Source organism: Pseudomonas sp. TH41, assembly GCF_016650695.1.
Taxonomy (GTDB): Bacteria; Pseudomonadota; Gammaproteobacteria; order Pseudomonadales; family Pseudomonadaceae; genus Aquipseudomonas.
The window spans coordinates 594,880-609,669 of record NZ_JAEKFH010000003.1 but is presented as its reverse complement, the minus strand read 5'-3'; the positions used below and the strand labels follow the sequence as shown (position 1 = coordinate 609,669).

The 14,790-nt window shown below is 58.6% G+C and carries 15 protein-coding genes; 10 read left to right on the top strand and 5 right to left on the bottom strand.

What is annotated here, in order from left to right:
* The first annotated feature begins 4 nt into the window (after window positions 1-4).
* From JFU37_RS05455 to JFU37_RS05425, 7 genes are all read left to right on the top strand, one after another.
* Window positions 5-361: a DUF4398 domain-containing protein gene (locus JFU37_RS05455; RefSeq protein ID WP_201113736.1), complete on the top strand. Its 357-nt coding sequence runs from the start codon at window positions 5-7 to the stop codon at window positions 359-361.
* Window positions 358-1,170 carry an OmpA family protein gene (locus JFU37_RS05450; protein WP_201113735.1) on the top strand — a complete coding sequence of 271 codons (813 nt, stop codon included), beginning with the start codon at window positions 358-360 and terminating at the stop codon, window positions 1,168-1,170. The genes JFU37_RS05455 and JFU37_RS05450 overlap by 4 nt, the downstream gene beginning before the upstream one ends.
* Before the next feature lie 396 nt (window positions 1,171-1,566).
* Entirely contained in the window at window positions 1,567-3,006 is a 1,440-nt protein-coding gene (locus JFU37_RS05445) for an aminotransferase-like domain-containing protein (RefSeq protein WP_201113733.1), read from the top strand.
* An 89-nt stretch (window positions 3,007-3,095) separates the two neighbouring features.
* Window positions 3,096-3,566, top strand: coding sequence for a translation initiation factor 2 (locus JFU37_RS05440; protein ID WP_201113731.1), 471 nt, complete (start codon window positions 3,096-3,098; stop codon window positions 3,564-3,566).
* A 165-nt stretch (window positions 3,567-3,731) separates the two neighbouring features.
* Window positions 3,732-3,986, top strand: a complete 255-nt coding sequence (locus JFU37_RS05435; protein WP_201113729.1) for a YkgJ family cysteine cluster protein — start codon at window positions 3,732-3,734, stop codon at window positions 3,984-3,986.
* A 41-nt stretch (window positions 3,987-4,027) separates the two neighbouring features.
* Entirely contained in the window at window positions 4,028-4,633 is a 606-nt protein-coding gene (locus JFU37_RS05430) for an START domain-containing protein (protein WP_201113727.1), read from the top strand.
* Window positions 4,634-5,285: 652 nt separating this feature from the next.
* Window positions 5,286-7,379 carry an LTA synthase family protein gene (locus tag JFU37_RS05425; protein ID WP_201113719.1) on the top strand — a complete coding sequence of 698 codons (2,094 nt, stop codon included), beginning with the start codon at window positions 5,286-5,288 and terminating at the stop codon, window positions 7,377-7,379.
* A gap of 60 nt (window positions 7,380-7,439) precedes the next feature.
* Here the strand turns inward: JFU37_RS05425 and JFU37_RS05420 are convergent, their stop codons facing one another.
* Window positions 7,440-7,598 carry a DUF3309 family protein gene (locus JFU37_RS05420; protein ID WP_169858239.1) on the bottom strand — a complete coding sequence of 53 codons (159 nt, stop codon included), beginning with the start codon at window positions 7,596-7,598 and terminating at the stop codon, window positions 7,440-7,442.
* 284 nt (window positions 7,599-7,882) lie between these two features.
* On the opposite strand from JFU37_RS05420, the gene JFU37_RS05415 reads away from it, so the two are divergent.
* From JFU37_RS05415 to csrA, 3 genes are all read left to right on the top strand, one after another.
* Complete coding sequence (locus JFU37_RS05415) at window positions 7,883-8,698, top strand: SDR family oxidoreductase (RefSeq protein ID WP_201113717.1); 816 nt, start codon at window positions 7,883-7,885, stop codon at window positions 8,696-8,698.
* A 64-nt stretch (window positions 8,699-8,762) separates the two neighbouring features.
* The gene (locus JFU37_RS05410; RefSeq protein WP_201113715.1) at window positions 8,763-9,095 is read left to right on the top strand and encodes a YnfA family protein; all 333 of its coding nucleotides are present in this window, start codon (window positions 8,763-8,765) and stop codon (window positions 9,093-9,095) included.
* Between the two features lie 153 nt (window positions 9,096-9,248).
* Window positions 9,249-9,434, top strand: a complete 186-nt coding sequence (gene csrA, locus JFU37_RS05405) for a carbon storage regulator CsrA (RefSeq protein WP_201113713.1) — start codon at window positions 9,249-9,251, stop codon at window positions 9,432-9,434.
* Window positions 9,435-9,439: 5 nt separating this feature from the next.
* Here the strand turns inward: csrA and JFU37_RS05400 are convergent, their stop codons facing one another.
* The 4 genes from JFU37_RS05400 to JFU37_RS05385 all read right to left on the bottom strand — a co-directional run bounded on the left by JFU37_RS05400 (window position 9,440) and on the right by JFU37_RS05385 (window position 14,775).
* Window positions 9,440-9,667, bottom strand: coding sequence for a YheU family protein (locus JFU37_RS05400; RefSeq protein ID WP_003199186.1), 228 nt, complete (start codon window positions 9,665-9,667; stop codon window positions 9,440-9,442).
* A 201-nt stretch (window positions 9,668-9,868) separates the two neighbouring features.
* Window positions 9,869-11,059: an osmoprotectant NAGGN system M42 family peptidase gene (locus tag JFU37_RS05395; protein WP_201113711.1), complete on the bottom strand. Its 1,191-nt coding sequence runs from the start codon at window positions 11,057-11,059 to the stop codon at window positions 9,869-9,871.
* 191 nt (window positions 11,060-11,250) lie between these two features.
* Entirely contained in the window at window positions 11,251-12,999 is a 1,749-nt protein-coding gene (gene ngg / locus JFU37_RS05390) for an N-acetylglutaminylglutamine synthetase (RefSeq protein WP_201113709.1), read from the bottom strand.
* A 3-nt stretch (window positions 13,000-13,002) separates the two neighbouring features.
* Window positions 13,003-14,775, bottom strand: coding sequence for an N-acetylglutaminylglutamine amidotransferase (locus JFU37_RS05385; RefSeq protein WP_201113707.1), 1,773 nt, complete (start codon window positions 14,773-14,775; stop codon window positions 13,003-13,005).
* Window positions 14,776-14,790 lie beyond the last annotated feature (15 nt).

Here is a 14,790-nt window from a genome sequence, read left to right as displayed (position 1 = left end):
CTTAGTGAGTATTCGACCTCTTTTCGCTGCCCTGGCCGTTCTGGCTCTGGCGGGTTGTGCAGCCGATCCGGCGCCGAATGAACAAATACGTTTGACCGAACAGGCACTTGAACAAGCCAAGGCCGTGGGCGCCAACGCCGACGAAGTGCCGGAGATGAAGCTGGCAGAAGAAAAATTCACCCGTGCCCAGGGCAACATGGCCGATCAGTCCTACAAACACGCACGCATGCGGGCCGAACAGGCCGAGCTGGATGCGCGTCTGGCCGAAGCCCGGGTCCTGACCCTCAAAAGTGAGGAGCAGCTGAACGTGCTCAATACCCGCATCACTCGCCTGCACAAGCAATTGGGAGATGCCCAATGAGCCTCAAATCCAAAGTGCTCGGCGGTTTGATCCTGGCAGGTTGCGCCAGCCTTTACGGTTGCGCCGGCCAGCACAGCGAGGCCGCGCTGCAGCAGGCCGGTACCGATTTCCAGAAGGTCAAGGAAGACGCCAATGTGCTGCGTATCGCACCCAAGGACGTGATTCGCGCCGGTGAGTCCCTGGCCCGCGCGGATCGTCTGTCCAGTTATTGGGGCAGCGGATCCGACGTGCTGCATTACGCTTATCTGAGCCAACGCTACAGCGAAATCGCCCGGGAACACACCAATCAGGTGCTCAACGAAGAGCGTGCGGCCAAACTCGAACTGGAGCGCCAGCGCCTGCAACTGGCCCTGCGAGAATCCAAACTGCTGAGCGTGCAGCAGCAGGGCAAGTGGCTCGAAGAACAGATTGTTGCACTGGCCACCACTCAGACCGACCGTGGTTTGGTGATGACGCTGGGCGATGTACTGTTCGACACCGGCGAAGCAGAGTTGAAAAACTCCGCAAACCGAGTGGTATTGAAAATCGTCCAGTTCCTGCAGCTCAACCCCAAACGTGTGGTGCGCATCGAAGGTTATACCGATAGCACCGGCGGCAAACAGGACAACCTCAAGCTGTCGCGCGACCGTGCGCAATCGGTGGCGGATGTCCTGATGGACCTTGGCATCGACGACAAACGCATTCAGGTCGAAGGCTACGGCGACGAATACCCGGTGGACGTAAACGCCACCGAGCGAGGTCGTGCACAAAACCGTCGAGTGGAAATTGTGTTCTCCGACGAAAAAGGCCAGCTCGGCGCCGCCCGCTAAGGGTGACGCCAGAAACCCTGTGTAGGAGCTGTGTAGGAGCTGTGTAGGAGCTGTGTAGGAGCTGTCGAGTGAAACGAGGCTGCGATCTTTCCGGGTTCGCTTGGGACTCAAGTGAACCCGGAAAGATCGCAGCCTCGTTTCACTCGACAGCTCCTACAATCTACGCAGCACGCAGCACGCAGCACGCAGCACACAGCTCCTACGCCCCGGCCCTGCCAGACAGCGCCGGGTTTTTTTGTGCCTGACAATTGCCCTCGCCCGGCCAAAAGCAGTACAAATTTTGCTGACACTGCACTGTATGGTCGACTATTGTGGCAACTGTCCCCGTACACTTCTAAACTGTTCCGGTATTGTTTCACACAAGAATAAAATGCCCGTGAAATCGAGTGCTGCGTCATGACCAATCTCTTGCTCTACCAACGTATTGCTCAGCAACTGGCCGAAGACATCCGCCGCGGTGTCTATCAACCGGGGGAGCGCGTGCCTTCGGTGCGCAAGATGAGCTCGCAGCTCAACGTCAGCCATGCCACGGTGTTGCAGGCTTACGCCAATCTCGAAGATCAGGGGTTGATCCGTGCCCGCCCGCAGTCGGGTTATTACGTGCACCAGACGCCAGCGCTGACGGCGCCGACGCCGGATATCGCCCGGGTCGAGCGCCCCGGTCTGGTCACTCGCAGCAGCATCATTCAGCAAGTACTGGTCGAGTCCCGCCGCGAGGGCGTGTTCCCGTTGGGCGCCGCAGTGCCGAGCGTCGATTACCTGCCAGTGCGGGCGCTGCATCAACAACTGGCTAAAGTCACCCGTTTTCATAGCCCTCGGGCTTTCAGCTATATGTTCAGCCCGGGTTTTGAGCCGTTGCGCCGACAAGTGGCGATTCGCATGCGCGATGCGGGCGTGGTGGTCGATCCGTCGGAAGTGGTGATCACCCACGGTTGTGTCGATGCCTTGCAGATGTCGTTGCGCGTGCTGACGCGGCCAGGTGATCTGATCGCTGCTGAATCGCCGACCTATTACGGTTTGCTGCAACTGGCAGACTTACTGGGCCTCAAGGTCATCGAGATCCCCAGCGATCCGGCCACTGGCATGAGCCTCGAAGCCCTGCAGTTGGCGGCCAACCAGTGGTCGATCAAGGCGCTGGTGCTGACCACTCGTCTGAGCAATCCTTTGGGCGGCACCATGCCGGAAGAACGGCAGAAGCAACTGCTGCGGCTGGCCTCGGATTTCGATATCCAGATTGTCGAAGACGATATCTACGGCGAATTGATGTTTGAACAAGGTCGCACCAAATCGCTCAAGGCCTACGATCGGCTGGATCGAGTGATCTATTGCTCAAGCTTCTCCAAAACCCTGTCGCCAGGCGTGCGGATCGGCTGGATGATTGCCGGCAAGTACCAGCAGGAGATCCAGCGCTTGCAAACCTTCAGTACGCATTCCGCCTGCAGTGTCACGCAGATGGGCATCGCGGCGTATCTGGAGAACGGCGGCTACGACCGTCACTTGCGCTACATCCGTCAGGAATACCGCAAGAATCTCAGCGCCTTTCAGCTGGCGGTGCAGCAGTATTTCCCGGAAGGCACACAGATGACCCGACCGACCGGCGGTTTCATTCTGTGGGTCAGTCTGCCAGGGCGGGTCAACACCCAGGAGCTGCACGTGCGGGCCTTGCAGCAAGGCATCAGCATCGCCCCGGGGCTGATTTTCAGTAACACCGAGCAGTTCAATCACTGTATTCGGCTGAACTGCGGTATACCCTGGAACCGTGAAGCCGAACGAGCATTGATGACCCTTGGCCTGCTGGCCACTCAGCTTTGCCAGGAGATGGCCGGGGGCATTTGATAGAACGGGCAGGTTATACCTGTCCGTGCTTGTCTTGTGACGTCCAACAGGCGAGCATATGGCCCTCTGCCGTTAGCGCTGTTGGGTCCATGAAACCGATTTTTCCTGCCATCTGGCTGTCGATCTGCCTGTTGTTAACCTGTCAGGCCGAAGGTGTAATGGCGGCTTCCGTTCAGGAAAAACCGGCAGCAAGCACCTCGAAAAAAACATCACCTGCCAAGAACGCCGCGCCGGTTAAAAAGAAACCGGCAGCAGTCAAGAAACGCCCGCCGATTGCGTCCAAGTCGAAGCTGGCCAGCGAGGTGGTGAACACCCAACTGCCTCCGGCCAATCTGGATTTGAGCCTGCCCAAGGACATGGCCGACCAGTTGAAACCGATCGGTACGGTACCGTTGCCCAAACACGATACGGTGTTACCGCAAATGTTCGGTGACAAGGCCGGTAATGCTGCGTTTCAGCTCAACGGAAGGCTGATCAACAACGAAATGCAGTTGCAACGGCGCAACGAAGAACGCCGTGAGGTCGAAGGTGCAGCGCTGGAATTCGAGTTCAAGCGCTAATTCCTTCTCCTCCATGACCCGCCAACCAGACACTTTGTCGGAGACTGGTCAGTCACCTTCGTTTCAGCGAAAAAACCCGGCCCCTGGTAATTTTAAACAACTGTTTTAGCGGTTACTCTGTGCCACGTCCTTTAACACATCGCCCATCGCGAGGAGCTCGTCGTCATGAAATGCCGTGAAGGCTGTGGCGCCTGTTGCATTGCCCCTTCCATCAGTTCGCCGATTCCCGGTATGCCCAATGGCAAAGGGGCCGGAGAACGTTGCCTGCAACTGTCTGTCGATAATCTGTGCAGTATTTTCGGAAAACCGGAACGTCCGGCGGTTTGCTCGGCGTTTGAAGCCGATGCCGAGGTGTGTGGAGACAGCAGGGAGGAAGCCATCAAGTTGCTTGGCTGGTGGGAGCAAATGACGGCGGCGTGATGTGTTCAACGAACGGAACTTCAATAACAAGGAATAAGACTATGGGTTCGCTGCATCGTATCGCTGTGCTGTGTGGTTTGACGGTTGTGCTGGCTACTTCGGTCGCTCAGGCCGAAGACTGGAAAACCGCCAAGGACGAAGACGGCATCAAGGTTTCGTTGAGTGAAGTCGCCGGCTCCGACTACAAGGCCTACCGGGGCGTCACCGTCATGAAAACCTCCATGGCCAAACTGCGTGCGTTGCAGGAAGACGTGCCGGGAGCCTGCGCCTGGATTCACGAATGCAAGACCCAGAAGCTGCTCAAGCATGAGGGCGATCAGAGCTGGACATACACTCAGTTCAACACCCCATGGCCGGTCACTCCGCGTGATTCGGTGTTGCATGTCACCACCGTCGAAGGTGCCGATGGCAGCCTGACCCGCAAGCTCGAAGGCGTGCCGAAGTACGTTCCCGAAGAAAAAGGTTTCGTCCGGGTCGCCAAGGTCGATGGCTTCTGGAAGTTCGTACCCAAGGGCGACCAGATTGAAGTGACTTATCAGGTGCACACCGAGCCGGGCGGCAGCATCCCGTCGATGGTGGCCAACAAGTTCGTGGTCGATGCGCCGTTCAATACCTTGAAAGCCTTGAGAGAACGCGCCGAGAAGTAAGCGTGTCGCTCGTTTGATGAAGCGCCCCGACTTGTTCGGGGCGTTTTTTATTAGGTAGGGTTGTGGGCTAGTGTCAGTCAGGTAACTTACGGCGGGTCACTTGGAAGAACGGAATGCCGCCCAACCCCAAAGTAATCAAGGGCTCTTGCCCCTTTCGTTCGGTGCCTCAACATCAAAAGATCGCAGCCTTCGGCAGCTCCTACAAGGGAATGCGTATCCTCTGTAGGAGCTGCCGAAGGCTGCGATCTTTTGATCCTGATGTTGCTTTAGATTTTGATCTGCCTGCCCCCCAGGCGAGGCACCGAATGGCGGGGCGCAAGCCCTTGGTGACTTGGGGCTTTTCCAAGTGACTCGCCGTAAGAGCAAAACCGCCAGCAGCCGCTACCGCAAAAACGGATATACGCCCGAATTAACTGGCATCAGTCGCTTGGGACTTTATTGTGTTTCCAGATATGCGTTGCACGAAATTTTCACAAAGCCTCCAAGACAATTCGCCCGCGCCAGCAATGCCCGGCAGTAATCAATGGCAATGCTGCGATTGATCGTGCAACATTTGCGCACCGCGCAAGCCACGGGGCCGAGTAATGGCCAAAAGAGGGCAGGGCGCAGCTGTATTTTTGAAACTTCAACTTCCAATGGGTCCTAAAACGACATGGCAATCCCGGACGCCCTGAATCAGCAGCGAGCTTCAAGTCGCCTGCTGCAACCGACCGTCAAATCGCATCTGGCCTACACGCTGCTGTGTGCCCTTGTCATGATGGTCATGTTCAGCCTGCTGCGCGTCGCGCTGCTGGTCTACAACCGGTCAATGATCCTCGATACGCCGGCCTCGACCTTCCTCGAGGCATTTGGCAACGGTCTGCGTTTCGACCTGCGCATCGTGGTCTATCTCATTATTCCGCTGCTGCTGGCGCTGTTCAGCGCCCGGGCCATGGCGGCTCGTGGGCTCTTTCGCTTCTGGTTGACTGTTACCTCCAGCATCGCGCTGTTCCTCGGCCTGATGGAAATGGACTTTTACCGTGAATTCCACCAGCGTCTCAATGGCCTGGTCTTCCAGTATGTAAAGGAAGACCCGAAAACCGTTATGAGCATGCTCTGGTACGGTTTTCCGGTGGTTCGCTACCTGCTGGCCTGGGCTGTGGGCACTTTGATTCTGACGCTGGCGTTCAAGGGCGCCGATCGCGCCACCCGTCCCCGCGGTCCATTCAGCGGCGGTAGCATCGGCACGCGCCAGGTCGCTCCGTGGTATGCGCGCATTGTGGTGTTCGTGGTGTGCCTGCTGATCTGCGTGGTTGCCGCTCGTGGCACCCTGCGTCAAGGTCCGCCGTTGCGTTGGGGTGACGTCTACACCACGGACTCCAACTTCGCCAACCAGTTGGGCCTCAACGGCACCTTGCAACTGATTGCCGCGGCCAAGAGCCGGATGTCGGACGAGCGCAGCAACATCTGGAAAGCGACGCTGGATCAACCATTGGCCCAGCAGACCGTGCGTGACATATTGCTGATTCCGGGCGAGAAGCTGGTCGATGCCGACATCGCCGCGGTACGCCGTAACTACACGCCCGACGCCAACAAGACCCTGCCGATCAAGAATGTCGTCGTGATCCTGATGGAAAGCTTCGCCGGTCACTCGGTGGGCGCTCTGGGTCGTCCGGGCAACATCACGCCATACTTCGACAAATTGTCGAAAGAAGGCCTGTTGTTCGACCGTTTCTTCTCCAACGGTACCCATACCCACCAAGGCATGTTTGCCACGATGGCCTGCTTCCCTAACCTGCCGGGTTTCGAGTACCTGATGCAGACCCCGGAAGGCAGCCACAAATTGTCTGGCCTGCCGCAACTGCTCAGCGCTCGTGACTACGACAATGTGTACGTCTACAACGGCGACTTTGCCTGGGACAACCAGTCGGGTTTCTTCAGCAACCAGGGCATGACCAATTTCATTGGTCGTAACGACTTCGTTAACCCGGTGTTTTCCGACCCGACATGGGGCGTGTCCGACCAGGACATGTTCAACCGTGGTCTGGAAGAGTTGAAAGCACGCGATGGCAAGGACAAAAAACCGTTCTATGCCTTGCTGCAAACCCTCTCCAACCACACGCCATACGCGATGCCGACGCCATTGCCGGTGGAGCCTGTGACCGACCGTGGCACCCTCAACGAACATTTGACCGCCATGCGTTACTCCGACTGGGCGCTGGGCCAGTTCTTTGAGAAGGCGCGTAAAGAGCCGTACTACAACGAAACCCTGTTCGTGGTCGTTGGCGACCACGGTTTTGGCAACGAACAGCAAATCACCGAAATGGACCTGGGCCGCTTCAACGTACCGATGCTGATGATCGCGCCGGGCATCCAGGAAAAATTCGGCCAGCGTGACCACACGGTAGGCACGCAGATCGACATCGTGCCGACCATCATGGGGCGCGTAGGTGGCGACGTGGTGCATCAATGCTGGGGTCGTGATCTGCTGAACCTCCCGGAAGGCGACAAGGGTTTCGGCGTGATCAAACCTTCGGGTAATGATCAGACAGTGGCCTTGCTGACCGCGGACCGAGTGTTGGTACTGCCCAAAGACATGCCGCCCAAGCTGTATCAGTACGAACTGGGCGCCAATCCGAAAGGTGAGGTGATTCCGGAATCCGCTGACGAAGCAGTCCTCAAGCAGAAACTTGAGTCGTTCTTGCAAACAGCGACCAAAAGTCTGCTCGACAACACCGCCGGTGTGGTTGACGGCAAGCCGGACTAAGTTTGGCGCAACTAAAAAGAGGCCCATCATAAGGGCCTCTTTTTTTTGCCTGCTAAATCTTTATATCTTGCCCAGCAACAGCAGGATTAACAGCACCACCAACACCACGCCGATGATGCCCGACGGGCCATAACCCCAACTTCTGGAGTGCGGGAACACTGGCAAACCACCCACCAGCAACAGGATCAGGATAACGATAAGAATTGTGCCCATGTCTATTTCCTTGTTGGAAGTGTTCTGGAATGACCTAGCCTTTTAACTATCAGCTGGAATGCAATTAATTCGAGCTGCTTACAAAATCCGACTGTGGCGAACGAAGGAAAATTCCAAGTTTTTTTAATGTTTTTTGAACAAAGGCTTATTTCCTTTTTTTTGTTGGTTCTGGTTAACGCCGTCGCGCCCACGGTTTGCTCGAGCCATTCAGCAATCTGATGGAGCGTGGGTTGGACAATATCCTTCGCTACACTCGGCGCATCTTCCTCCGAACAACAAGGCTGTTTGCTATGCAAAATCGCATGATGATCACTGGCGCGGGCTCGGGCTTAGGTCGCGAAATCGCATTGCGCTGGGCCCGTGAAGGCTGGCAGTTGGCGTTGTCGGATGTCAGCGAGCCGGGGCTGCAGGAAACCTTGAAACGGGTTCGCGAAGCCGGCGGCGATGGTTTTATCCAACGCTGTGATGTGCGCGACTACAGTCAACTGACCGCCTTCGCTCAGGCCTGCGAAGAGAAGCTCGGTGGCATCGACGTCATCGTCAACAATGCCGGCGTTGCCTCGGGTGGTTTTTTCAATGAGCTGTCCCTGGAAGACTGGGACTGGCAGATCGCGATTAACCTGATGGGTGTGGTCAAGGGTTGCAAGGCCTTCCTGCCACTGCTAGAAAAAACTAAAGGCAAAATCATTAACATCGCCTCGATGGCGGCCCTGATGCAAGGCCCGGCCATGAGCAACTACAACGTCGCCAAGGCGGGCGTGGTGGCATTGTCCGAAAGCCTGCTGATCGAACTGGCACAGCAGGAAATCGGTGTGCACGTGGTGTGCCCGTCGTTCTTCCAGACCAACTTGCTGGACTCCTTCCGTGGCCCGACGCCGGCCATGAAAGCCCAGGTCGGCAAGCTGCTTGAGAGCTCGCCGATCACCGCTGCCGACATTGCCGACTATATCTACCAACACGTCGCCGCCGGCGAATTCATGATTCTGCCCCACGAACAGGGCCGCATGGCCTGGGCGATCAAACAGAAAAATCCGCAACTGCTCTACAACGAAATGAAGGTCATGGCCGATAAGATGCGCGCCAAGGCCAAACAAGCCGCAGGCTAAGCTTGCCCGCACGCAGCACGCTCGTTAGGGTGGCCGCAACCGGCCTTCCTCGCGAGACCTTTGCATGCTCAATTACCTGTGGTTTTTCCTCGCCGCGCTGTTTGAAATCGCCGGCTGCTTCGCTTTCTGGATGTGGCTGCGCCAAGGCAAAAGCGCCTGGTGGGTCGTGCCGGGGCTGCTCAGCCTGACCTTGTTCGCGCTGCTGCTGACCCGCGTCGAAGCGACCTACGCCGGTCGTGCCTATGCCGCCTACGGCGGCATCTACATCATTGCGTCAATTGGCTGGCTGGCGGTAGTCGAGCGGATTCGCCCGCTGGGCTCGGACTGGTTCGGCGTGGCGCTGTGCGTGATCGGGGCCAGTGTCATCCTTTTCGGCCCGCGGCTCTCCGCTTCCTGACGGATCCCTCCTACATATAACGGCTTTGTCAGACGTTTCCGAAAGGGTGATTCGTCGGGCGCTGTAGGGCGGGACTGATTTGCCTGCATCGCATTGAAGCCCCGCGCCGCGCCGGGCATCTTCAAGGTCCGGTAACCCTGAAGGACGAATGCCATGCTTGTACTCAGCCGCGTTGTGGGCGAATTGATTTCCATCGGTGACAACATTACGGTGCGCATTGTGGCCGTCAACGGCGGTAGTGTGCGCTTCGGCATAGAAGCGCCACCCAACGTCAATGTGCACCGGGCTGAAGTCTATAAGCGCATCCAGGTCAAACGGGCAAAAGCCAAAGGTTGCTGAACATCTCAGTCAAACAGGTGCTTGGGCACATCATGCTTGAGCATCAACTGGCATTGCTCGCTTTCCGGATCGAAGACAATCAGCGCCTGGCCCTTGGTCAACGCCTGGCGCACGCGCAACACACGGGTTTCCAGCGGCGTGTCATCGCCGTTGTCTGTGCCGTCGCGGGTCACGAAGTCCTCGATCAGGCGGGTCAGGGTGTCGACTTCAAGTTGGTCGTGGGGAATCAGCATAGGCACCTCGGGTAAACAATGGCGCGATGCTACGGCGAATGAAAGATTGCGGCTAGTCTGGGGAGAAATGGGCGCCTGATCTGGCGTCTTCGCGAGCAGGCTCGCTCCCACATTTGACCGAGTTCCTGCAGGAGGAATGCAGTCAACTGTGGGAGCGAGCCTGCTCGCGAAGGCGATGTCCGAGCCAGCGAAAATCCCAAGTCAGCTATCCGACCGCTGCCCCACCAGACTATCCACCGATGGCACCCGCGTATCGCTTTCCATCTGCGTGTCATGTTCGATCTGATGACTGAACCGGTCCAGCGAACCCTTGGCCGGTTGTGCGTCGCTGGCAAATACCGGAGGGCTGAGGATGTAGGCGCCGAGCAGGCGGCTGAGGGCGGCGAGGCTGTCGATGTGGGTACGTTCGTAGCCGTGAGTGGCGTCGCAGCCGAAGGCGAGCAGGGCGGTGCGAATATCGTGGCCGGCGGTGACCGCCGAATGGGCATCGCTGAAGTAGTAACGAAACAGGTCGCGGCGCACCGGCAACTCATTGTCACTGGCCAATCGCAGCAGATGCCGCGACAGGTGGTAGTCATAAGGTCCGCCAGAATCCTGCATCGCCACACTCACGGCGTGTTCGCTGGAGTGTTGGCCCGGCGCCACCGGCGCAATGTCGATGCCCACGAACTCACTGACGTCCCAAGGTAGCGCTGCCGCAGCGCCACTGCCGGTTTCCTCGGTGATGGTGAACAGCGGATGACAGTCGATCATCAACGCTTCGCCGCTGTCGACAATCGCTTTAAGTGCCGCCAGTAGTGCAGCAACACCAGCCTTGTCGTCGAGGTGACGAGCGCTGATGTGGCCGCTTTCAGTGAACTCCGGCAGTGGGTCGAAAGCAACGAAATCGCCGACGCTGATGCCCAGCGAATCGCAATCGGCGCGGGTGGCGCAATAGGCGTCCAAGCGCAGTTCGATGTGATCCCAGCTGATTGGCATCTCATCCACGGCCGTGTTGAACGCGTGCCCCGACGCCATCAACGGCAACACGCTGCCACGGATCACGCCGTTATCGGTAAACAGACTCACCCGACTGCCTTCTGCAAAACGGCTGGACCAGCAACCCACGGGGGCCAACGTCAGACGGCCGTTGTCCTTCACCGCGCGGACGGCGGCGCCAATGGTGTCCAGGTGCGCGGAGACCGCCCGGTCGGGGCTGTTCTTCTTGCCCTTGAGCGTGGCGCGGATGGTCCCGCGGCGGGTCATTTCAAACGGAATGCCCAGCTCTTCAAGGCGTTCGGCGACGTAACGCACAATGGTGTCGGTGAACCCGGTCGGGCTGGGAATGGCGAGCATTTCCAACAGGACTTTTTGCAGGTAGTTGAGATCCGGTTCGGGAATTTTGCTGGTCATGGAAACTCCTGATGAGTAAAGAACATCGATGGTTTCGATGAGGGGAGAGCACAGATTTGCTGAAGTGTCTGGGCTGTAGAGTTTTGGTGCCTGGATGGGCCCCTTCGCGAGCAAGCCCGCTCCCACATTTGAACGCGTTCCCCTGTGGGAGCGGGCTTGCTCGCGAAGGGGCCCATCCAGGCACTACATCACTACGAAGCTGCTGGCTGACTGTGCGGAAACAACAAATCCACAAACCGCTCGGCGGTCGGCTGCGGGTCATGATTGGCCAGTCCGGCGCGTTCATTGGCTTCGATAAACACGTACTCCGGTTGGTCGGCGGCAGGCACCATCAGGTCGAGCCCGACCATCGGGATGTCCAACGCCCGCGCCGCTCGTACCGCCGCATCCACTAACGTCGGATGAAGGATCGCTGTCACGTCCTCAAGAATCCCGCCGGTATGAAGATTTGCTGTGCGCCGTACGAACAGATGCTCGCCCGCCGGCAGAATGCTGCTGTAGTCGTAACTCGCGGCGTGCAAAGTGCGCTGAGTCTCAGGGTCCAGCGGGATTTTGCTTTCACCACCGGTCGCTGCCTGACGGCGCCGGCTCTGGGCTTCGATCAGTGCGCCGAGGGAATGTTGACCATCGCCCACCACTTCGGCCGGTCGACGAATCGCGGCGGCAACGACCTCAAAACCAATCACCAGGATCCGCAGGTCGAGGCCTTCGTGAAAGCTTTCCAGCAGCACGCGGCTATCGAATTGTCGGGCGGCCTCGATCGCCTGCTGTACCTCTTCAATCGTCTGCAAATCCACGGCAACGCCTTGGCCCTGTTCGCCATCCAGCGGCTTGACCACCACCCGTTCGTGCTCCTCGAGAAACGCCAGGTTGTCATCGGCATTGCCGGCCAGTTGCTGGATGGGCAATTTCAGACCGGCAGCCTTGAGCACTTTGTGCGTCAGGCTTTTGTCCTGGCACAGGCTCATGCTGATGGCGCTGGTCAGGTCGCTCAGAGATTCACGACAGCGCACCCGACGCCCGCCATGACTGAGGGTGAACATCCCGGCGTCGGCGTCATCGACCTGCACATCGATGCCGCGACGATGGGCTTCCTCGACGATAATCCGTGCATACGGATTGAAGTCCGCCTCGGGACCGGGGCCTAGAAACAGCGGCTGATTGATGCCGTTCTTGCACTTGATCGCGAAGGTCGACAGGTTGCGAAAGCCAAGCTTGGCGTAAAGATTTTTCGCCTGCCGGTTGTCGTGCAATACCGACAGGTCGAGGTAACTCAGCCCACGGCTCATGAAGTGTTCGATCAGGTGCCGTACCAGCACTTCACCCACCCCCGGCCGTGAACATTGCGGATCGACCGCCAGGCACCACAGGCTGCTGCCGTTTTCCGGATCGTTGAACGCCTTATGGTGATTGAGGCCCATGACACTGCCGATGATCGCGCCGCTGTCCTCATCTTCGGCCAGCCAGTAGACCGGGCCGCCCAGATGACGTGGCGTCAGCAAACTCGCATCGATTGGCAACATGCCGCGCGCCTGGTACAGCTGATTAATTGACTGCCAGTCTGCGTCGCTCTGGGCCCGGCGGATGCGAAAGCCGCGAAAAACGCGGGTTGCCTGACGGTAATCGCTGAACCACAAACGCAAGGTGTCGGACGGGTCGAGAAACAGCTGCGCCGGCTCCAGCCCCACTACTTGTTGGGGTGCGGCGACATAGAGGGCGATGTCACGCTCGCCGGGGTGCTCGTTGAGCAGTTCCTGGGCGAGGCTGGCGGCATCGGGAAACGTGTGGCCGATCAGCAACCGCCCCCAGCCGCAGTGCACGGCAATCGGCGCGACGCCCAATTCGCTGCCGTCTTCGGCCAGACGTGCCTGCAAACGTTCATAAGAGGGTGACTGACCGCGCAACAAGCGTTGGCTGTAAGCCGTGGCATGGGGTTTCATCGATTAGATTCCTTGTTCACTGAGCCACAGGTTCAGAGCCGCGAGTTGCCACAGCTTGGAGCCGCGCAACGGGGTCAACTGGCCTTGCGGATCGGTCAACAGGCGGTCGAGCATCGCGGGGTTGAAAAGGCCACGGTCCTGACTCGGGTCAAGCAGTAATTCGCGCACCCAGTTCAGCGTGTCGCCCTGTAGATGCTTGAGTCCGGGCACCGGGAAGTAGCCTTTCTTGCGGTCGATGACTTCACTCGGAATGACCAACCGCGCCGCTTCTTTCAACACCTGTTTGCCACCGTCCGGCAGTTTGAATTTGCCCGGCACCCGGGCCGACAATTCCACCAGGCGATAGTCGAGAAACGGCGTGCGCGCCTCCAGGCCCCAGGCCATGGTCATGTTGTCGACGCGTTTGACCGGGTCGTCGACCAACATCACGGTGCTGTCCAGACGCAACGCTTTGTCCACTGCCGCATCCGCGCCAGGCTGTGCGAAATGTGCTTTGACGAAGTCACCGGCGGCGTCATTGGCGGTCAGCCATTTCGGTTGCACAGTGGCGGCGTAGTCGTCGTAGCTGCGGTCAAAGAACGCCTCGCGATACGCAGCGTAGGGATCGGCGGCGCCGTCGACTTGCGGATACCAGTGATAACCGGCAAACAACTCGTCGGCACCCTGACCGCTTTGGACCACTTTGCAGTGCTTGGCCACTTCACGAGACAGTAAATAGAAGGCGATACAGTCGTGGCTGACCATCGGCTCGCTCATGGCGCGGAACGCGGCAGGCAATTGTTCAATGATCTCTTTTTCGTCGATGCGCAGTTGGTGGTGCTGCGTGCCGTAATGCTTGGCGATCAGGTCCGAATACTGGAACTCGTCGCCGCGCTCGCCGCCGGCATCCTGGAAACCGATAGAGAAGGTCGACAGGTTTTCCACGCCGACTTCACGCAACAGACCGACCAGCAGGCTTGAATCGACACCACCGGAAAGCAGCACACCAACGTCGACCGCCGCACGTTGACGAATCGCCACGGCGTCGCGGGTGCTGTCCAGCACACGGTCGCGCCAGTCTTCGAGTGTCAGATTCATCTCGTCGGCGTTTGGGCCGTAGGGCAGGGTCCACCAGGTTTTCTGCTCGGTGGTGCCGTCCGCTTCGATGCGCATCCAAGTGGCTGGCGGCAGCTTTTCGATGCCAGCGAGCAAGGTGCGCGGCGCCGGGACCACAGCGTGAAAATTCAAATAGTGATTAAGCGCCACCGGATCGAGAATCGGGTTGATATCGCCGCCCTTGAGCAACGCCGGCAGTGCCGAGGCGAAGCGCAGGCGCTGGCCGGTGCGCGACAGGTACAGCGGCTTCACGCCGAGACGGTCGCGGGCGATGAACAGGCGCTTGGCATCACGCTCCCAGATCGCAAACGCGAACATGCCATTGAGCTTCGGCAGCAGCGCTTCGCCCCAGGCGTGATAACCCTTGAGCAGCACTTCGGTGTCGCCGTCGGAATAGAACGCGTAACCGAGACTTTCCAGCTCGGTGCGCAGTTCGGGGAAGTTGTAGATCGCGCCGTTGAAGGCCAGGGACAGACCCAGTGGGTTGTCGACCATCGGCTGCGCCGAGCCGTCCGACAGGTCCATGATTTTCAGGCGGCGGTGGCCCAGGGCAATCGGCCCTTGGCTGTGAAATCCCCACGCGTCAGGGCCGCGAGGGGCCAGGTGATGGGTGATTCGTTCAACGGCTGCGAGGTCCGCAGGTTGATGATCAAAACGTAACTCGCCAGCTAATCCGCACATAAAATCCTTACCGGT

Coding starts and splice junctions, on each gene's coding strand:
- JFU37_RS05450 (WP_201113735.1), top strand. CDS start 358: ATGAGCCTCAAATCCAAAGTGCTCGGCGGTTTGATCCTGGCAGGTTGC.
- JFU37_RS05445 (WP_201113733.1), top strand. CDS start 1,567: ATGACCAATCTCTTGCTCTACCAACGTATTGCTCAGCAACTGGCCGAA.
- JFU37_RS05440 (WP_201113731.1), top strand. CDS start 3,096: ATGAAACCGATTTTTCCTGCCATCTGGCTGTCGATCTGCCTGTTGTTA.
- JFU37_RS05435 (WP_201113729.1), top strand. CDS start 3,732: ATGAAATGCCGTGAAGGCTGTGGCGCCTGTTGCATTGCCCCTTCCATC.
- JFU37_RS05430 (WP_201113727.1), top strand. CDS start 4,028: ATGGGTTCGCTGCATCGTATCGCTGTGCTGTGTGGTTTGACGGTTGTG.
- JFU37_RS05425 (WP_201113719.1), top strand. CDS start 5,286: ATGGCAATCCCGGACGCCCTGAATCAGCAGCGAGCTTCAAGTCGCCTG.
- JFU37_RS05415 (WP_201113717.1), top strand. CDS start 7,883: ATGCAAAATCGCATGATGATCACTGGCGCGGGCTCGGGCTTAGGTCGC.
- JFU37_RS05410 (WP_201113715.1), top strand. CDS start 8,763: ATGCTCAATTACCTGTGGTTTTTCCTCGCCGCGCTGTTTGAAATCGCC.
- csrA (WP_201113713.1), top strand. CDS start 9,249: ATGCTTGTACTCAGCCGCGTTGTGGGCGAATTGATTTCCATCGGTGAC.
- JFU37_RS05400 (WP_003199186.1), bottom strand. CDS start 9,667: ATGCTGATTCCCCACGACCAACTTGAAGTCGACACCCTGACCCGCCTG.
- JFU37_RS05395 (WP_201113711.1), bottom strand. CDS start 11,059: ATGACCAGCAAAATTCCCGAACCGGATCTCAACTACCTGCAAAAAGTC.
- ngg (WP_201113709.1), bottom strand. CDS start 12,999: ATGAAACCCCATGCCACGGCTTACAGCCAACGCTTGTTGCGCGGTCAG.
- JFU37_RS05385 (WP_201113707.1), bottom strand. CDS start 14,775: ATGTGCGGATTAGCTGGCGAGTTACGTTTTGATCATCAACCTGCGGAC.